General features: G+C 37.7%; 17 protein-coding genes and 6 tRNA genes. 19 read left to right on the top strand and 4 right to left on the bottom strand.

Features of this window, described 5'->3' with window-relative positions; translation table 11 throughout:
• The first annotated feature begins 359 nt into the window (after window positions 1–359).
• Both I6F50_RS06280 and I6F50_RS06275 read left to right on the top strand, forming a co-directional pair.
• Window positions 360–2,441 (top strand): retron Eco8 family effector endonuclease, encoded by a 2,082-nt coding sequence (locus I6F50_RS06280; protein WP_197175647.1) that lies wholly within the window; start codon window positions 360–362, stop codon window positions 2,439–2,441.
• A 130-nt stretch (window positions 2,442–2,571) separates the two neighbouring features.
• Window positions 2,572–3,600, top strand: coding sequence for a reverse transcriptase family protein (locus I6F50_RS06275; protein WP_197175645.1), 1,029 nt, complete (start codon window positions 2,572–2,574; stop codon window positions 3,598–3,600).
• 12 nt (window positions 3,601–3,612) lie between these two features.
• Here I6F50_RS06275 and I6F50_RS06270 read toward each other — a convergent pair whose 3' ends face one another.
• Window positions 3,613–3,954 (bottom strand): hypothetical protein, encoded by a 342-nt coding sequence (locus tag I6F50_RS06270; RefSeq protein ID WP_197175643.1) that lies wholly within the window; start codon window positions 3,952–3,954, stop codon window positions 3,613–3,615.
• A gap of 184 nt (window positions 3,955–4,138) precedes the next feature.
• Here I6F50_RS06270 and I6F50_RS06265 point away from each other — a divergent pair, with 184 nt between their 5' ends.
• Entirely contained in the window at window positions 4,139–4,753 is a 615-nt protein-coding gene (locus I6F50_RS06265) for a Fic family protein (protein ID WP_197175642.1), read from the top strand.
• Here the strand turns inward: I6F50_RS06265 and I6F50_RS06260 are convergent.
• From I6F50_RS06260 to I6F50_RS06250, 3 genes are all read right to left on the bottom strand, one after another.
• On the bottom strand, window positions 4,746–4,898 hold the full coding sequence (locus I6F50_RS06260) for a hypothetical protein (protein WP_197175641.1): 153 nt from the start codon (window positions 4,896–4,898) through the stop codon (window positions 4,746–4,748). The two genes, I6F50_RS06265 and I6F50_RS06260, sit on opposite strands and share 8 nt — an antisense overlap.
• A 141-nt stretch (window positions 4,899–5,039) precedes the next feature.
• Window positions 5,040–5,116, bottom strand: a tRNA-Pro gene (locus tag I6F50_RS06255).
• A 111-nt stretch (window positions 5,117–5,227) separates the two neighbouring features.
• Window positions 5,228–5,851, bottom strand: coding sequence for an arylesterase (locus I6F50_RS06250; protein WP_165728852.1), 624 nt, complete (start codon window positions 5,849–5,851; stop codon window positions 5,228–5,230).
• On the opposite strand from I6F50_RS06250, the gene I6F50_RS06245 reads away from it, so the two are divergent.
• From I6F50_RS06245 to I6F50_RS06170, 16 genes are all read left to right on the top strand, one after another.
• The gene (locus I6F50_RS06245) at window positions 5,852–6,565 is read left to right on the top strand and encodes an ABC transporter ATP-binding protein (RefSeq protein WP_165728877.1); all 714 of its coding nucleotides are present in this window, start codon (window positions 5,852–5,854) and stop codon (window positions 6,563–6,565) included.
• Window positions 6,555–9,056 carry an ABC transporter permease gene (locus tag I6F50_RS06240; protein ID WP_197175640.1) on the top strand — a complete coding sequence of 834 codons (2,502 nt, stop codon included), beginning with the start codon at window positions 6,555–6,557 and terminating at the stop codon, window positions 9,054–9,056. The genes I6F50_RS06245 and I6F50_RS06240 overlap by 11 nt, the downstream gene beginning before the upstream one ends.
• Window positions 9,057–9,187: 131 nt before the next feature.
• Window positions 9,188–9,712 (top strand): crossover junction endodeoxyribonuclease RuvC, encoded by a 525-nt coding sequence (gene ruvC / locus I6F50_RS06235; protein ID WP_002960649.1) that lies wholly within the window; start codon window positions 9,188–9,190, stop codon window positions 9,710–9,712.
• A 2-nt stretch (window positions 9,713–9,714) separates the two neighbouring features.
• The gene (ruvA, locus tag I6F50_RS06230; protein WP_002960647.1) at window positions 9,715–10,332 is read left to right on the top strand and encodes a Holliday junction branch migration protein RuvA; all 618 of its coding nucleotides are present in this window, start codon (window positions 9,715–9,717) and stop codon (window positions 10,330–10,332) included.
• 7 nt (window positions 10,333–10,339) lie between these two features.
• The gene (gene ruvB, locus I6F50_RS06225; protein WP_138585712.1) at window positions 10,340–11,347 is read left to right on the top strand and encodes a Holliday junction branch migration DNA helicase RuvB; all 1,008 of its coding nucleotides are present in this window, start codon (window positions 10,340–10,342) and stop codon (window positions 11,345–11,347) included.
• A gap of 1,067 nt (window positions 11,348–12,414) precedes the next feature.
• A complete protein-coding gene (tolQ, locus tag I6F50_RS06220; protein ID WP_007580384.1) occupies window positions 12,415–13,119 on the top strand; it encodes a protein TolQ in 705 nt (234 codons plus the stop codon).
• Window positions 13,106–13,534 (top strand): protein TolR, encoded by a 429-nt coding sequence (gene tolR, locus I6F50_RS06215; protein WP_007580386.1) that lies wholly within the window; start codon window positions 13,106–13,108, stop codon window positions 13,532–13,534. The genes tolQ and tolR overlap by 14 nt, the downstream gene beginning before the upstream one ends.
• 4 nt (window positions 13,535–13,538) lie before the next feature.
• The gene (tolA, locus tag I6F50_RS06210) at window positions 13,539–14,465 is read left to right on the top strand and encodes a cell envelope integrity protein TolA (RefSeq protein WP_007580388.1); all 927 of its coding nucleotides are present in this window, start codon (window positions 13,539–13,541) and stop codon (window positions 14,463–14,465) included.
• A gap of 9 nt (window positions 14,466–14,474) precedes the next feature.
• On the top strand, window positions 14,475–15,833 hold the full coding sequence (gene tolB / locus I6F50_RS06205; RefSeq protein WP_197175639.1) for a Tol-Pal system beta propeller repeat protein TolB: 1,359 nt from the start codon (window positions 14,475–14,477) through the stop codon (window positions 15,831–15,833).
• 34 nt (window positions 15,834–15,867) lie between these two features.
• Window positions 15,868–16,410: a peptidoglycan-associated lipoprotein Pal gene (gene pal / locus I6F50_RS06200; protein WP_007580392.1), complete on the top strand. Its 543-nt coding sequence runs from the start codon at window positions 15,868–15,870 to the stop codon at window positions 16,408–16,410.
• Window positions 16,411–16,423: 13 nt separating this feature from the next.
• Window positions 16,424–17,173 carry a tol-pal system protein YbgF gene (ybgF, locus tag I6F50_RS06195; RefSeq protein ID WP_024590479.1) on the top strand — a complete coding sequence of 250 codons (750 nt, stop codon included), beginning with the start codon at window positions 16,424–16,426 and terminating at the stop codon, window positions 17,171–17,173.
• A gap of 226 nt (window positions 17,174–17,399) precedes the next feature.
• Window positions 17,400–17,475, top strand: a tRNA-Lys gene (locus I6F50_RS06190).
• Window positions 17,476–17,545: 70 nt separating this feature from the next.
• Window positions 17,546–17,621, top strand: a tRNA-Lys gene (locus I6F50_RS06185).
• 83 nt (window positions 17,622–17,704) lie between these two features.
• Window positions 17,705–17,780: transfer RNA gene (locus I6F50_RS06180), tRNA-Lys, on the top strand.
• 24 nt (window positions 17,781–17,804) lie between these two features.
• Window positions 17,805–17,880, top strand: a tRNA-Lys gene (locus I6F50_RS06175).
• 83 nt (window positions 17,881–17,963) lie between these two features.
• Window positions 17,964–18,039 (top strand) — tRNA-Lys (locus tag I6F50_RS06170).
• Window positions 18,040–18,043: the final 4 nt, after the last annotated feature.

Below are 18,043 nucleotides of genomic sequence, written 5' to 3'. Positions count from 1 at the left end.
AAATATGGTTATTTTACTTGATGAGAGCGCGCAGCATTTGGCTATCTCAATTCTAAGTATGTGTTCCCGAGCACAACAACGAATAAATCAGGCCCTGGTGAGCAGCCTATTGGTAGGCATTCACTGTCATGCTCTATAGTCGTAAACTAGAGTAATTGGGAGTGTCTCACGATTTAAGAAGAATCGTAGCAACTCGCTTGGGCAACCGACCCAACAGTAATAAGAAATACTTAATCATCAATTGCAAGGAATGCAGAGAGTGTATAATCTACGAAAATATATAGAAAAACAGCTCACAGCTTTAACCGCTTGGGAGGAAAAGTTTTTAAATATAAAGCTTAATATTTAGGGAACCAGTTTTGGGTATAAAAAGAATAAAAATAAGTAATTTACTTTCATTTAAGTTAATAGAAATCAATGATTTGTTAACAATTAACTGCACTCTAGGAAGAAATAATGCAGGGAAGTCTAATATATTTAAATTAATAAACTTTTACTATAAAGCGTTAGAGGAAGAAAGGTGTTTATCTCCCGAGTTAAATTCAAATTATGACTCAGCTGGTTTCATTGAGATCACCTTTGACACAACATACATCAATAAATTAGTTCATGCTCAAAAAAACCATAAGAACAAGTATTTTGCTAAGGTTCGTCGCGCTTTATTTTCTCCGAAACGATGTAAAAATACTTTAAATAACTTCTTTTTACTTGGAAAAAAAGCTGAAAATGATGAGTTAGTACTGAAACTAACCATCAAAAATGATGGTACACATTATTTTTCTGATGATGATAGAGAGCTCAGAAAGGTGTTATTGGATATATTTCCTCTTTTTGAAATTGATTCAAGACATTTAGACCTTCATAATTGGAATGAACTGTGGCACTTTCTTGGTAAATTACGACCATTTAATGCTGTTGATTTTCAAAATGAGCTAAATGAAATGCTTGAGGATAATGATTTACTAAAGACATACAAAAAAAATATAGAAGAAGTCAATAAACTAAGTAATACAATTAAATATAGTTATAAAGATAAGATAGTTAATTACTTAAAAGTTGGATTATCAGGTGATAAGTTTGAGTTTGAAGGGTTTGAATTATCAAAGACTTCAGACGGTACTAATTCATATAATCACATTATAACTGTGTGTAGATTGGTATCTTATTTATCCAAACGAACTTACCAAACTCCTATTGTATACATTGATGAACCGGAGTTAGGCTTACATCCAAAAATGAATGAAAGACTTATTCATGATTTAAGTGAAATTTTAGAAAAATGTTACACTACGGCTAGTGGTAGTGTTTTAAGCTCTCCTCGGCCTAAATTTATTTTTTCAACACATTCGCCTAACATAGTTAAGCAGGTAATAAAAAACTTTAGTCGTGATCACCGGATTTTTCATTTTTCCAAAAGTACAGATCATTGTACGAAAGTTTCAAGCGCCAATTCTAATTATTCGGATAAAAACTTTCTATGTAATTTTAGCGATAATGAAGCTAGGCTATTTTTTAGTTCGTTTATATTCTTTGTCGAAGGAGAAACTGAAAAGGAACTTTTTGAAAATGATTCATTAGCAAGAAAGTTCCCTCATTTAATAGGTGTTGATGTATACCAAGCTAGTGATGAGTCAGTAAGTAAACGGATAACCCCAGACTTTGTTAACACGGATGTACCTTACAGGTTTCTTTTTGATGCAGATAAAGGTATAAATATTTATAAGAGCGGTAAAACACAAAAACATCACCTAAAATACAAGCGGTATGGTAGTACTTTAGATTTAACTCCTGAAGTAATTAAACGGCAAAAAAATAAAAGTTGTTTAGGGTTTAGTAAAAAAAATAGGGAGTTAAATTATTTAACGAGAAATTTTTTAGAGTTCAATGATAAGGAAATTTTACTCTCAGAGTTGCACTTAAAAGTTCTTCGACCTAATTCTCTAATCCCTTTTTATAAAGATGCTAATATTTTACTAGCAAAACAAAACTGTATTTTAGTAAGTACTACTATAGAAGGCTCACTGATAAACTTGGATGCTAGAGAAATATTTTATTCATGGCTTAGTACAGTTCGAGGAGTCGATATGGAAGCTGTATTAACAAAAATAAATAAAAGTAAGTATTTTGATGATGATGATTTAATTCAATACTTTAGAATAATATTTAATGGAAAATCGGAAACTTTAATTAATTATAAAAACTTTAAAAAACGTAAATTGAATAATGCCCGTTCAACTAAATTTATGAATTGGCTTGAGAAATGTACCGTGAGACATTCTGACTTAGGAAAAACGGATGGCTGGGTTACTAGCTTTTTGGATTATTCAATTAACTATATTGAAAAAAAATCATTAGAAGAAAAAGTTCATTTCTCTAAACTTTTTTCCAATTACTTCAAGGAACTTTATGGTATTATTACTCAGCTACGTTACGGTAGCTGACGGGGAAAGCTTGCTTTCAAAGGTTGTTACCTTTCCAGCCCCTGTTCATTAGATGTATCACTCGCTATTCGTAGTTTGCTGATCACTGAAGTGAAACTTTGTAATTTGTACCGTAATGTAGCAAATAATTATGTCAAAAATATCTATACTAGAAGTTTTAAGTTCTCTTAATGTCGAGTCAATTCAAGACATCGATAAAATTCCTAAAAATTCAAAGCTAAAATCAGGTTACCATATACCGGACAATGGTGCCTATTCTGAAGCCAGCAGCGCTTTGGGTGAATTACTAAGTAAATTACCTCTTAATAACTCATCAGTTGCCTATAGAAAAGGTTACTCATATTTTGACTTCTTTAGACCCCATATAAAAAGCAACTATTTTCTGCGGTTAGATATAAAATCATTTTTCCATTCAATTTCTAAGTCTGTTATCGAACAAACAATTGAGTCTCATTTACGTAGTTCAAAAGAGCTAGACAAGTCTTTACTGGCAAGAAAAGTTTCAGAATTTTTAACAATTAAGTATGATAAGGTCGATATTCTACCTATAGGTTTCCCAGCATCACCTAGGGTTGCGAACTTGATATTTAGGCCATTAGATATTCAAATAGAAAAGATATGTCTAGAATCCGGAATCATATATTCTCGATACTCCGATGATCTTTTATTCTCCAGTATTAATGATAAAACAATTAAATCCAATTGGTTTGAAAGCCAAATATCGTATGTTATATCTCAGCTAAATATGAAATTGAATAATAAAAAAACAATAAAGACAAAAAATCAAATTTCACTAAACGGCTATGTAATATCAGGTTCAGAAAATAACAAATACATGAGTTTTTCGAATGAAAGACTAAAACTAATCAGAAAACTTATATATTTAAAAAAAGTTAAAAAAATTAGTGATTTTTCAATAATGAGAAAGCTTTTTTTTACTGAAATATCAAATCTTAAACTTATATATCACAACAAGGCTGAATTCACACAAGTCTATGCAAAGTCCCAAGTAGAGAATAAGCTAAAAGGGTTTAGATCTTATTTATTGAGTTTAGTCAATTATGGGGATAGATATGACTGCGTTCAATTAGAACATAAAAAAATGCTCATTAATTTAATTGAAGAACTTAATCTTCTAATATTTCAATACAATAATTAGTTACTTTTATATTTAGTACACTACAGTGCTCTCAGCTCTAAAATATCCCATTTCTTTTGAAACGGTCTCTAGTATTATTTGATATGGATATTGGTTAAGTATCAGCTCTAATAGTCTTTCTTGTGCGTAGCTATGCCTGAGTCCATGTGCACCATTGGAAAAAGAGAGAGTACGGTTTGATGCTTTATTAAGTGAATCAGACCACTTTTTACCGCCTCCTATATTGTAGCGCTGTAAGTAGTTTATTTTTCTATCAACAATAGTGACAGCTTGTTTAAATTTACGAAGTTGCAATTTAGCTGATAAATCGTGGGGTATTAGTACTTCGCGTGTTAAACCTCCTTTGGGTGTCACGGTATAAGCACAGCATTTCTACCAGACCATTTTGAATCAAAAGTTTGCCGTTTAGTTTCATCATTGTGGTATTTCATATTCAGTGATTTACATAGTTTTGACTTATATAAAATGGGGAATGCTAAAGGTTACTTGCATTGGTTGGTAAGCACTTTTACACTCATTATTTTACTGGTTCAATAAAATGTCTAAATACGAGAGTGATTCTGTTGAAGCGCAATATCAACCTGGATCTGAAAGGCTAGTTTTAGCAAACAAGTTAGCGATCGTTGATGAAACGGAGATGGATGATGTTGAAGCAGTTCTTTTAATTAAGCTATATGAAAATATTTTTACAACGGCTGACTCAGAAAGTGTTACTTTTTCTTTTCAAAATGTGGCTAATTGGCATAGGCAATGGCTAGGTAATGTATACGAGTGGGCAGGTAAAATAAGAAGTATTGATATGGGCAAGGGCGGGTTTCAGTTTATGTCGCCTTTACAAATTGAGAAAAATATTAGGCTATTTGAAAATGAGTATTTATCTCGATTTAATAACTTACCAGATATGACAAATGAAGAGCTTGTGTCATTTTTAGCTCAGAGCCATGTTGAGTTTATTCTAATTCATCCATTTCGTGAAGGTAACGGTAGGATAAGCCGTTTATTAATGGATTTTTTGTGCAGTAAAGCTGGTAAAGGAACGCTTGATTATAGCTTGTGGGACGAGCATAAAGACTTTTATTTCAGGTCAATTCAAGCGGGTGTAAATCAAAATTACCAACACATAGAAAGGCTTGTGAGAGATATAATTAAATAGCGAGTGAAAGAGACTCATATTTGAGTTTGTTTGCTTTTAGCTTTTTCTCTATTGTTTTAACTGTTTCGCCAGTTTCGATGGCAGTAGAGCTAGCAACAGATCTTAAAATCATACTCTTTGTGATTTTTTTCTTACCTTTACTCATTTTACTACCTCAAATAAATATGTATCTGGAATTAACCTTACACCTAGATACTCGTGATATCAATTAACGTTATAAGAATTATTTTACGGAAGTATTGAAAGCTCAGGATTAGGTTTGGATCTAAGGTTAGATGTTGTTAATTGGTCGGTATGGAGAGATTCGAACTCTCGACCCCTGCCACCCCATGACAGTGCGCTACCAAGCTGCGCCACATACCGACTTTGTATGCAATAGTACGTGTATTTTTTTAAAAATCAATAAGCGATTGTTTGTTTGGATGTTTATTACGCAAGAGGCATAAAATAGCTCTCTTGCGGTGTATTAATTGGCTAGTCTTTATTTAACCACTTTTTGATCGAGTCATACATCTCATCTCGTATTAATGGCTGGGCTTTTTTGTTAGGGTGTAAACTATCGTTTTGCATTAGATCAGATTGGCTGGCAATATCTAGCATAAAAAAGTTCATTAAATGCGCATTTGTTTCTTCGCTAACGTCTGTAAAAGTGTCTGTAAACATTTTGCTATAACGCGGACCGTAATTAGGGGGAATGTAAATCTCCATTAAGGCGGTCATCGCATTAGCTGCTTGGCTTTTTTGAATAAGAGACGTTAAGTTAGCTTGCATTTTTTTAACTGGAAAACCACGTAAACCGTCGTTAGCACCTAGCTCAATAAGTACATGAGTGGGTTCGTATTGCTCAAGCAATGCATCTAAACGACGTAGGGCGCCTCCAGATGTTTCGCCACTAATACTGGCGTTGATAAGTTCTATGTCGGTTTGTTCGTCATCGTATTTATCTTGTAACAATTTTACCCAGCCTTCTTCTTGTTGAAGTCCGTAGGCTGCACTTAAACTGTCACCGAGTATTAAAATCGTGTTGTTGGCTGCTGCACTCAGCGGTTTGATAACTAAAAATAAAATGAATACTAAACGTAGGATTGAATGAGTCATATGTCAGCGCTTTCTCAATTAAATATAATACAAGTTAATGGTTTGTCTAAAGTAGTCTCTACCTTTGAAGGTGAGCTGCCCATCCTCAGCGACATCAGCTTTAATGTCAAGCATGGCGAGTCTGTTGCTATTGTTGGCACGTCGGGCTCTGGTAAATCTACGTTACTCAGTTTATTAGCAGGGCTGGACACTGCAAGCAGCGGCGAAATATTTTTAGATGGCGAGCCATTACACAATTTAGATGAAGAAGAACGTGCTGCACTGCGCGCGGCTAAAATTGGATTTGTGTTTCAATCGTTTATGTTAGTACAGAGCTTAACTGCACTTGAAAACGTTATGCTACCAGCAGAACTTGCTGGCGAAAGTGATGCGAAAGAGCAAGCAATAGCTCTACTTGAAAAAGTAGGCTTGAGCCATCGAATTGATCATTACCCGTCGCAGCTATCTGGCGGTGAGCAACAACGTGTTGCTATAGCGCGTGCTTTTATTGGTACACCTAAAATACTGTTTGCTGATGAGCCTTCGGCTAACTTAGACAGCAAAAACGGTAAAATGATTGAATCCTTATTATTTGATTTAAATACTCAACATGGCACTACGCTTATTTTAGTTACTCACGATGAAGGGCTTGCACAAAAATGTGAGCATATTATTCAAATAGAAGCGGGTTTACTGGTAAAAAGCGAAGTAGAGGACGTTGCCGATGTGGGTTAAGTTAGCGCTTAAGTTATTTTCGCGAGAATTTCGCCGTGGTGAGTTAACCGTTATAAGCGCGGCTATCGCACTTGCTGTTTTAACCGTACTTACACTGTCGATGGTTACTGAGCGAATAGGGCAAAGTATTGCACAAAAAAGCAGTGCTTTTATTGCTGCAGATCGCGTTCTAGCCAGTGATCATGTGCTCGACACTGCTTTTATTACTAAAGCACAGAGCCAAAATTTAAAAACGGCGCAAATGGTGTACTTCGACACTATGTTGTTTGCCGATGATGAAATGCAGTTTAGCTCAGTAAAAGCGGCATCTAATGCGTACCCGTTAAAAGGGCAGTTAAAAGTTAAAGATACCTTAACAGGTGAAACTAAGGTTGCTAATAGCGGTCCAGCGCCTGGTAATGTGTGGCTAAGTGAGTCAGTATTTTACAGTTTAAACATTGATATAGGTGCGCAAGTAGAACTTGGCGCTGCATTATTTAATGTTTCAAAAGTTATTGTAGAAGAGCCCGATGCGCCATTTAATGTATTTTCAAGCAGCCGTCGTGTGCTTATTAATATTGACGATGTGGCAAAAACCGAAGTTGTGCAACCGGGTAGTCGTGTTTATTACCGCCAACTTTATGCCGGTAGTGAGGCTGACATAAATAGCTTTTACGAGTGGCTCAAACCACAAATGAAAGAAAACCAACAATGGTACGGCGTTAAAGACCGTCAATCACCTATTTCAAATAGTTTAAACCGCGCAGAGAGCTTTTTATTGCTCGCTGGCTTATTGGGTATTATTTTAGCCGCAGTGGCTATAGCCGTTTCAGCAAAACGTTATTGTGAACGCCAATACGATCCAGTAGCGATGATGAAAACGCTAGGCGGTAGCCGTTCAATGATCCGCAAAATATACATGCTCCATTTATTGCTTGTATGTGCAATGGCGGTAAGTATTGGGCTTTTAATTGGTTATGGCTTGCAAGAAATAGCAACAAGTTACTTATCAAAAAGTATGGGCACAGAGCTACCTTTAGGTGGCTTTAAACCTTGGCTGGTGGCTATAAGCACTGGCGTAATTTGTGCTGTTATGTTTTCTATTAAACCGTTATTTGATTTATTTGATATTCCACCGCTTAGAGTGCTGCGCCGTAACTTAGGTGACAAGTTGGCAGTAAGTCGTGTGCATTTAGGCATGAGTGCGCTAACTGTGTTTTTATTAATGTGGTTATTTAGTAACAACATAAAAATAACGCTTATTTTGTTTGCCTCAACGCTTGCGCTAATTGGTGTGTTGTTTTTGATATCTAAATTAATATTTGGTGGCGGTCGAAAATTAGGGCTTAAGCCAGGTAACAGTTGGTCGCTTGCAATTGCATCTATTCAAAAGCGTGCAAATGTGAACGCGGTACAGTTAATTAGTTTTTCGTTAGCGATTAAATTACTGCTGTTTTTAGTGGTACTTAAAAACGACATGATATCTGATTGGCAGTCGCAACTACCAAACGATGCGCCTAATGCATTTTTAGTTAATATTACGCAAAATGAGCTTGAGCCAATTAATGAGTATTTAGCACAAAAAGATATTCAGGTATCAGAGTTTTATCCCACTATTCGTGGACGCGTAAATGCGGTAAACGGCGAGTTGGTAGCACGTTCTGTATCGCTGCAAGACAACGAGAAAAAAGACGAAGAAGCACGTGCAGGTATTGGCCGCGAGCTAAACCTTACATGGCTTAAAGATGTGCCTGACCAAAATGAAGTAACACAAGGCACGTGGTTTGGTGAAAATGCGATGGCTGAAGCCTCAGTAGAGGAGTCGATGCTTGAGCGTTTAGATGTTGAGATAGGCGACACGCTTACATTTTTAATTGGTTCGCAGTCGTTCGACGCTAAAATCACCAGTGTTCGTAAAGTTAATTGGGCCACGCTTAAACCTAACTTTTTTATTATTTTAAGCCCCGATGTACTTGCAGATTTTCCGGCAACGTATATTTCGTCGGTACGCATAAACCCAGAGCAAAAGCGTGACTTTAGCCAGTTACTGCGCACTTACCCAACTATTACAGCCATTGACATTGATAATTTTGTTAAGCAAATACAAACAACTATTTCGCAAGTCTCTCTCGCCATTGGCTTTGTACTGGCTATTGTTGTGCTGTGTGGGGCGCTTGTACTTATATCGCAAGTGCAAGCTAGTTTGGGTGAACGTATGCAAGAAATTGTAATACTGCGAACGCTTGGCGCTAAAAGCCGATTAATTAAAAACGCGACCCTGTATGAGTTTTTATTACTCGGTGGTTTAGCCGGTTTAGTCGCTGCATTTTTTAGTGATATAGCGCTTTTAATTGTGCAGCAACAAATGTTTGATTTAGCCGGTAAGCTACACCCACATATATGGATTATTGGGCCGGTAGCGGGCGGCGTATTTGTAGCAGGTTTAGGCTATTTAATGATTGCCCGAACACTTAAACAAAACACTCAAGGATTAGTGCGTGCCCTAGGGTAAGCTTAAACTAACATGCTCCTTCTAATGCCCACCTAACACGTGGGCATTTTTGTTTTCTTTGTACTGGTAATTTATACAGTGCTCTGGCATTATTAGCGTAATTTAAAAATAACAATAATGAGAATGCAAGTTTGGCCATTATTTTAGGGATCGATCCTGGTTCACGTTTGACCGGATATGGCGTTGTTGCCCACCAAGGTTCTAAATTTACATACTTAGGCAGTGGCTGTATTAAGTTAGCCGATCATCCTTTTCCGGTTAGACTTAAAATGATCTACCAAGGCATTACACAGCTTATTGAGCAGTTTTCACCAGAAACCTTTGCCATTGAAAAAGTATTTATGGCGCACAACCCCGATTCTGCTTTAAAACTAGGCCAAGCTAGAGGCGCTGCTATTGTGGGCGCTGCAATGGCCGACTTACCCGTATTTGAATATTCAGCAAGGCAAATTAAGCAAGCGGTAGTAGGCAACGGTGGCGCTGATAAAACACAAGTGCAGCACATGGTAAAAAATATTTTAAAACTACCCGGTACGCCACAGGCCGATGCAGCTGATGCACTGGCTATTGCGATTTGCCATGCTCACTCAGAACAAAATTTAATTAAACTAGCGGGTAGCGCAAGCAAAACCGTTAGAGGACGTTTAAGGAAATAACTATGATAGGCCGTTTAAATGGTATTTTAGTCGAAAAACAGCCACCAGAAATCTTACTCGAAGTAAGTGGAGTAGGTTACGAAGTACAAATGCCAATGACCTGTTTTTACGATTTACCAAAAATTGGTGAAAACGCGATTGTTTATACGCACTTTGTAGTGCGCGAAGATGCTCAGTTATTATTTGGTTTTAATAATAAAGTTGAGCGTGCCTTATTTAGAGAGCTATTAAAAGCAAATGGCGTAGGGCCAAAACTTGGTTTAGCTATTTTATCGGGTATGTCAGCTAAGCAATTTGTGAGTTGTGTGAATAACGAAGACTCAACATCGCTTGTTAAATTACCGGGTGTAGGTAAAAAAACAGCCGAGCGCTTAGTACTCGAAATGAAAGACAGATTAAAAGATTGGGGCAATGATTTATTTACGCCATTTAGCGATAGCGCAGTAATAGAGCCAATGAGCGATGCGACAATTGCTAATAATGCAGCAGACGATGCCGTATCAGCACTGCTTGCGTTAGGTTATAAATTGCCACAAGCTCAAAAAGCAGTAAAATCGATAAGCAAACCCGATATGTCTACTGAGGTTCTTATTAGAGAATCTTTAAAATCAATGTTGTGAGTAACCCATGATTGAAGCGGATCGCTTAATTGATGCGACTGAAAAAACAAATGAAGACTCTATAGATCGTGCAATAAGACCAAAACTTTTAGCCGATTACAGAGGCCAGCCTCATGTTAAGCAGCAAATGGAAATTTTCATTGAAGCTGCTCGAACCCGTGGTGAAGCGCTCGATCATTTATTAATATTTGGCCCTCCAGGGCTTGGTAAAACCACGCTTGCAAACATTGTGGCCAACGAATTACACGTAAGCATTAAAACAACATCAGGCCCAGTACTTGAAAAAGCGGGCGATTTAGCCGCACTACTTACTAATTTAGAAGAAGGCGATGTACTGTTTATTGATGAAATACACAGACTAAGCCCGCAAGTTGAAGAAATACTCTACCCAGCGATGGAAGACTATCAGCTTGATATAATGATTGGTGAAGGCCCAGCTGCACGTTCTATTAAATTAGATTTACCAGCATTTACACTCATAGGTGCAACCACGCGAGCAGGCTCACTTACATCGCCACTACGTGACCGTTTTGGTATTGTGCAGCGATTAGAGTTTTATTCTGTAGAAGATTTATCACATATAGTAGGGCGCTCTGCACATTATCTTGATTTAGAAATGTGCGACGATGGCGCAACCGAAATTGCACAGCGCTCGCGCGGCACACCGCGTATTGCAAACCGTTTATTACGCCGTGTACGCGATTACACACAAGTAAAGTCTGACGGCACAGTAAATGCCGAAGTAGCTAAGCAAGCGCTTGACATGATTGACGTAGATAAAAGTGGTTTTGATTATATGGACCGCAAATACTTACTCGCCATAATTGAAAAATTTATGGGCGGCCCCGTAGGGCTCGACAATGTAGCGGCTGCTATTGGCGAAGAGCGTGAAACAATAGAAGACGTAATAGAGCCATTTTTAATTCAGCAAGGGTTTATTCAGCGCACACCCCGTGGGCGAATAGTGTCAGACAGCGCATACCATCACTTTGGTTTACTTCCTAAAAAAGACTAAACTTATATATATTCATTACTTGCTGTGTCTTAGTGCGCAGCAGGTAACTGCATTTGTATCCCTTACCCGCAAACTATTATACTAATTTGCTTAAATTGTTTTAAACAAAAAGCTTTTAACAACACTACAGAGTTATTTAATTCGTTAAATTGTTTAAGTGTTTATGAAGGTTGATATTATCCCTAAAACCTAAACGCACTGTTGCAAATGTTACTTAAAAAGACTGATATGCTCTATAGTTAACTGTTAATTCACAGGGCGTTAAGACTAGCGAAGCTATCCTGCGTACCATTCAAACTAGTAAGCGAATTACTTATCGTAGATTGAGTAAAGCGATTACTAGTTTATAAATATAGTGTGTAGCGCACCAAATTGCAGACAAAAAAAAGCCCGCAAAAAATGCGGGCAAACAACAAGTTGAAGGAAGTAATCTAGGGAACTATGTTTTACTTAATTTGGTTTTATCCATAAAGAGTAAAACAATGTAATACGATAAAATATCCTATTACTAAGAACTTGGCTTAATGAAACTATCTCATTCGGTGCGCTAGTTCGGTATGGGAGAATAATACGTAAGAACCTTTATTTGTTCAAACTAGAAAATTTGTATTTTCGGATTAGAAAAACTAATTCGGTGACTTTTATTGTTGTTTGAATCTTGCGCGTTAATTAATCGTTAAATTTATAAGTTAATGAAATTTATGGCTTAAGTTATTTCTTTTGATGTGGCTCGGTATTAGTTTTACTGTTACGTGAAGGTAAGGCTTATAGGTTTTGAGTGTTTATGCTCTTATTTTGAATAAACGGCGCATTTTATGACGTTTTACTTATATATTTACGCATATTTATAGTTAGCGAGTTTATTTAAAAGATTAAATAAAATACTGAGGCAAAGGGAAATGCCAACTAAAGCTGTTTTTTAACGTTTTTTGTTGCCTATTCATAGCAATACCGTTGTCAGCTTGAAATGGACTAGATACACTAGATGCAACTTTTGACCGTATAAACGGTCATATTTACACAAATTAACCAATTTGCCGTATTTTGAAATTACTTAGGAGTTTAACGTGGGATCAGGGCTTAATTTTTTAGACCTAATTTTAGAAGCAAGCTTGCTTGTTCAGTTAGTGATGTTAGGGCTAGTTGCCATGTCTGTAATGTCGTGGACAATTATATTTCAGCGTAAAAAAGCAATATCAGATGCACTATCAAATGCTAAGAAATTTGAGCAAAAATTTTGGTCTGGTATTGATCTAAGTAAATTGTATAACGAAATATCGTCACGCAGCGGTCAGTCTCAAGGTATTGAAGCCTTATTTACTTCAGGCTTTAAAGAGTTTGCTCGTCATAAAAAGAATACATTTCAAAGTGCGAGTATTGTTATGGAAGGGACGCATCGTTCTATGCGTGTTGCGCTTTCTCGTGAAATTGAAAAAATTGAATCTAGCTTATCGTTTTTAGCAACGGTAGGTTCTATTAGTCCGTACATCGGTTTGTTTGGTACAGTTTGGGGTATTATGAATGCCTTTATTGCACTAGGTGAAGTTAAGCAAGCTACATTACAAATGGTAGCACCCGGTATAGCAGAGGCACTTATTGCGACTGCTATGGGTTTATTCGCGGCAATTCCGGCCGTTATTGCTTATAACCGCTTTTCAAACAGTGTTGAAAAGCTTGAGTCTCACTATATTAACTTTATGGAAGAGTTTGCTAATATTTTACACCGTCAAGCAGCTACACAAATAGAGGCACAAGCGAATGTATCAGCGTAAAAAGCGCCGTCCGGTCGCAGAAATTAATGTAGTACCTTACATTGATGTAATGTTGGTATTACTTATTATATTTATGGCAACAGCACCGCTTATTACACACGGTGTAAAAGTTGATTTACCTAAAATGGAAGAGTCTGATTTAGTTGATACTAAAGATACTCCGCCCATTATTGCTTCAATTGATGCAGAGGGTAAATATTATGTAAGCGTAGGTACTGATCCTGAAGAGCCTATGGAAGCACTTGATGTTGCTGCGGTTATAAAATTACAGTTAATGAAAAACCCTGACGTGCCAGTTATGATTAAAGGCTCGGGTAAGGTGTCGTATCAAGAAGTATTATTACTAATGGATTTTTTGAAAAATGCAGGCGTACCATCAGTAGGATTAATGACTGAATCCTTTGAGGGGAAGTAGCTGTATGAATAGTTCAGTAGTAAAATCGATAGTACTTCATTTAGGAATTGGTGGTTTTTTGTATGCGTCTGCAAACATTCATCCGCCAGCACCTAAAGTAATGGAAGTAACGCTTAATTCGGCTATACCTACGCCAGATAAAGCAGTATCAGCCGTTACAGTTGATCAAAAACAAGTTGAGCAAAAAATTGCTGAACTTCAAAAGAAAGAAAAAGATAAAAAAAGTGCTGAAGACAAACGTATCCGCGATTTAGAACGCAGAGCGGCCAATGCACGTAAGCAACGCGAATCTGAATCTAGGCATATTAAAAAGCTAGAGCAAGAACGTAAAGCTAAAGAAAAAGAAACAGCCGAGGCGCAAGCACAAGCTAAAAAAGCACGTGCCATTGAGCAAAAAGAGCGCGCTAAAGCTAAGCAAGCTGAAAAGCAAAAGCAAGAAGCTGAAAGTGCAGCAAAAGCTGCTGCTGATAAGCGTAAAACCGAAGAAGACGCACTTAAAAAAGCAGAAGCTGAACGTAAAAAACGTGAAGAAGAAGCAAAAGAGCGTGCAGCCGAGGCCGAACGTAAACGCCAGCAAGCAATGCAAGAGCAAATGTTACAAGAGCAACTTGCCAAAGAGCAGGCTGCCCGTAGTAAAATACGTCAACAACAAGTGGTAAGCGAAGTTGATAAGTACCGTGCATTAATTATGGCGCGTATTCAGCAAAACTTATTGATTGATGAAAAAATGAAAAACCAACAGTGCCGAGTAAATATTCGTTTAGGTTTTAATGGTTTAGTAACGCAAGTTAAATCATTAGGTGGCGATAAGTTGGTATGTGAAGCTGCATTAAGAGCAGTGCGCATGGCCGACACATTACCGGTATCTAAAGATAAAGACGTATTCGAACAACTTAAGAATATTAATTTAACAATCAAGCCAGAATTTTAAAGGAATGATATGTTCAACAAAATAAAAATAGCCTGTTTAGTTTTACTGTTTGGGTTTGTGGGTGTTGCTAATGCAGCACTTGAAATTGTAATAACTGAGGGTGTAGACGGTGCAAGGCCCATTGCTATAGTACCTTTTAAGTACCAAGGTGTTGGCCCAATCCCTGAAAAATTAAGCAGTGTTATTGCTGCCGATTTAATGCGCAGTGGTAAATTTAAGCCTGTAGATGTAGCGCAAATGCCACAACAGCCAACCAAAGATAGCGAAATTGATTACGCATCTTGGGTTAATAAAGGTGTGGAAGCGATATTAGTGGGCGAAGTTGAGCAGCAAACTGATGGGCGTTACTTAGTGCGTTATGAGTTAGTTGACGTGATCCGCGGCCAAATTACCGGTGGCAACACACAAATGATGAGTAATGGTAAGCTAGTTAAAAGCCAAGATCATATTTTGGAAGCGCGTGAAAGTGTTATTGGTGAAAGTGGTTTTCGCCGTTACTCTCATCGAATCAGTGACGTTATCTATGAAAGATTGACTGGTGAAAAAGGCGCATTTTTAACTAAAATTGCCTATGTAATAGTACGTGATAATGATGATAAGCCTTATCAGTTAGTTGTTGCAGATTATGACGGATTTAATGAGCAAGTATTACTTCGCTCAAAAGAGCCTTTAATGTCGCCAGCGTGGTCACCAGATGGTACTAAGTTAGCGTATGTAACGTTTGAAAATCGTCAAAGCCAAATTTACATTCAAGATATATACACAGGTAAGCGCGAAATAATAGCAAGCTACCGTGGTATCAATGGTGCACCGCAGTTTTCGCCAGATGGTAAAAAGCTATTATTAGTGCTTTCTAAGGACAAGACGGGTGCAACAGAAATTTACTTGCTTGACCTAGCTACACGCAAAGAAACACGCTTAACAAATCACCGTAGCATAGATACTGAACCATCTTGGCACCCTAATGGTCAAGATATTGTGTTTACATCTGAAAGGGGTGGTAATGCTCAGATTTATAAGTTAAATTTAAAAACAGGTAGGTCTAAACGACTTACCTTTGATGGCGATATGAACCTTGCGGGTTCTATCTCACCAGATGGAAAAGAATTAGTGATGGTTAACCGTACCAACGGGCAGTACCATCTTGCTAAGAAAGAGCTGGCTACAGGCGCGTTCCAAGTATTAACGAGAACACGCCTAGATGAATCACCGAGCATAGCGCCAAATGGTTCGATGATTATATATAGCACGCTTCATAATAATAAACAGGTACTTGCGCTAGTATCGATGGACGGCCGCTTTAAGGCACGGTTACCTGTGCTAGACGGACAAGTAAAGGCACCAGCTTGGTCGCCATACTTACAGTAATATTACTGGTTTACTCAAAATAGGAATCTACTCAATGAAACTTAACAAAATACTTAAAGGCCTGCTAATTGCTGTGCCAGTAATGACATTAGCAGCTTGTAGCTCATCTTCAGATATTGATGAAGGTGCTGCAAACCAATCAAATCAAGGCGTTGTTGAGCAATCAACTAACACTGATACGGTTGAAGTTGCTACAATTTCTCCTGAGCAACAAGCAGAAGAACAACTTCGTCAAAAGTACGAAGCACTTCGTCAAGAGCAAGTAATATACTTTGATTTTGATACTGCGACAGTTGAAAGCAAGTACGCAGACTTACTTCGTGCACATGCTGAGTTTTTAGTTCAAAACTCATCAGTTAAAGTACTAATTGAAGGCCATGCAGATGAGCGCGGTACTCCAGAGTACAATATTGCATTAGGTGAGCACCGTGGCCAAGCAGTTGAAAAATACTTATTAAGCTTAGGTGTTTCAGCTAGCCAAATGTCAGTGGTAAGCTACGGTGAAGAGAAGCCAATGGTTAAGTCTCGCACTGAATCAGCTTTCGCTAAAAACCGCCGTGCGGTACTAGTTTACTAAGATAAGAGATATTATGAAGCCGAAAATTATTTTGGCAGCCATGATATTGAGCGGGAGCACCCAGTTAATGGCTGCTCCCGCTCCTGTTTCAGAAGCTGCGAGTTCACAATCAAGTATTGAGAAGCGATTAGCGTCGCTTGAGAATATGATGCAACAGCGTAACTTTTTGCAAGTTGAGTTACAGCAACAGCTTAACTTGTTACAAGACGAAGTAAGCCAAATTCGAGGTGTAACCGAAGAGCAAAGCTACAAGCTTGAAAAAGTACTGCAGCGTCAGCGTGAGTTGTATCAAGAAATTGAAAACCGCGTGAGCCAGGCTTATACACAGCCAGCAGCAGCTCCCGCAACTGATTACACACAACAAAGCAATGCACAGACCTATAGCAGTGACTTATCTGAAAACGAAGCCTATGAGCGCGCTGTTGCGTTAATAATGAAAGATAAACGCTATGACCAAGCGATTCCTGAATTTCAAACGTTTTTAACTACCTACCCAAACTCTGTCTATGCGTCTAATGCGCATTATTGGTTAGGGCAGTTGCTTACTATTAAAAATGATGGTGTAAAAGCAGTAGAGCACTTTAAAGTCGTTGTGAACGAATTTCCAAATTCTAATAAACGCCCAGATGCGATGCTAAAGTTAGGCACACTTTTACAAGATCAAGGTTCAGCGGCGCAAGCGCAAAAAATATTGAGCGATCTTATCAATCAATACCCAAGTACAACCGCTGCAAAACTAGCAACTGATCGTTTAGGAAACTAAAGTTCACTAGCGATTAAATTTCTAGTTAGGGCGAGCAAACTACATGGAAACTCTCGAAGAATCTTGGATTTGCATGTAGTTTGAGCACAAACGGTTTAATTTTGTGCATCTAGACATAAAAACTTAAAAAAAGAGACAATTTCGGTTGCACTCATTTTATAAATAAGTATTATAAGCGCCCGCAGCAAACGAATGGTTACCCCACTCGAAATGCGACAAAAAGAGCGGGTTATTAGCTCAGTTGGTAGAGCAGTTGACTTTTAATCAATTGGTCGATGGTTCAAATCCATCATAACCCACCATTCTTTGAATGGTCTTTTATCGGCGGATTTACGTAGAATACTAAGTTGTTATAAAACGCAACGTCAGAGCGGGTCATTAGCTCAGTTGGTAGAGCAGTTGACTTTTAATCAATTGGTCGATGGTTCAAATCCATCATGACCCACCATTCTTTATTCCTTGTGAATAGTGTTTGGCATCAATCGGCGGATATACGCAGGCTTCATTCATAACTTAATAAGCGCATGGAACGGGTTATTAGCTCAGTTGGTAGAGCAGTTGACTTTTAATCAATTGGTCGATGGTTCAAATCCATCATAACCCACCATTCTATGAAAAGTTATATAAGAGCGGGTTATTAGCTCAGTTGGTAGAGCAGTTGACTTTTAATCAATTGGTCGATGGTTCAAATCCATCATAACCCACCATTCTTTATTCCTTGTGAATAGTGTTTGGCATCAATCGGCGGATATACGTAAGCTTCATTCATAATTGAATAAGCGCATAGAGCGGGTTATTAGCTCAGTTGGTAGAGCAGTTGACTTTTAATCAATTGGTCGATGGTTCAAATCCATCATAACCCACCATTCT

The sequence above is a fragment of the Pseudoalteromonas sp. NZS127_1 genome, assembly GCF_015864295.1.
Taxonomy (GTDB): Bacteria; Pseudomonadota; Gammaproteobacteria; order Enterobacterales; family Alteromonadaceae; genus Pseudoalteromonas; species Pseudoalteromonas arctica.
Note: the sequence above shows the minus strand (reverse complement) of the source record. Positions and strands in the feature narration are given on the sequence as shown.

What these genes read in the sequence shown, in the direction of transcription:
- I6F50_RS06275 (WP_197175645.1), top strand. Translation starts at nt 2,572, where the DNA reads ATGTCAAAAATATCTATACTAGAAGTTTTAAGTTCTCTTAATGTCGAG.
- I6F50_RS06265 (WP_197175642.1), top strand. Translation starts at nt 4,139, where the DNA reads ATGTCTAAATACGAGAGTGATTCTGTTGAAGCGCAATATCAACCTGGA.
- I6F50_RS06260 (WP_197175641.1), bottom strand. Translation starts at nt 4,898, where the DNA reads ATGAGTAAAGGTAAGAAAAAAATCACAAAGAGTATGATTTTAAGATCT.
- I6F50_RS06250 (WP_165728852.1), bottom strand. Translation starts at nt 5,851, where the DNA reads ATGACTCATTCAATCCTACGTTTAGTATTCATTTTATTTTTAGTTATC.
- I6F50_RS06245 (WP_165728877.1), top strand. Translation starts at nt 5,852, where the DNA reads ATGTCAGCGCTTTCTCAATTAAATATAATACAAGTTAATGGTTTGTCT.
- I6F50_RS06240 (WP_197175640.1), top strand. Translation starts at nt 6,555, where the DNA reads ATGTGGGTTAAGTTAGCGCTTAAGTTATTTTCGCGAGAATTTCGCCGT.
- ruvA (WP_002960647.1), top strand. Translation starts at nt 9,715, where the DNA reads ATGATAGGCCGTTTAAATGGTATTTTAGTCGAAAAACAGCCACCAGAA.
- ruvB (WP_138585712.1), top strand. Translation starts at nt 10,340, where the DNA reads ATGATTGAAGCGGATCGCTTAATTGATGCGACTGAAAAAACAAATGAA.
- tolR (WP_007580386.1), top strand. Translation starts at nt 13,106, where the DNA reads ATGTATCAGCGTAAAAAGCGCCGTCCGGTCGCAGAAATTAATGTAGTA.
- tolA (WP_007580388.1), top strand. Translation starts at nt 13,539, where the DNA reads ATGAATAGTTCAGTAGTAAAATCGATAGTACTTCATTTAGGAATTGGT.
- tolB (WP_197175639.1), top strand. Translation starts at nt 14,475, where the DNA reads ATGTTCAACAAAATAAAAATAGCCTGTTTAGTTTTACTGTTTGGGTTT.
- pal (WP_007580392.1), top strand. Translation starts at nt 15,868, where the DNA reads ATGAAACTTAACAAAATACTTAAAGGCCTGCTAATTGCTGTGCCAGTA.
- ybgF (WP_024590479.1), top strand. Translation starts at nt 16,424, where the DNA reads ATGAAGCCGAAAATTATTTTGGCAGCCATGATATTGAGCGGGAGCACC.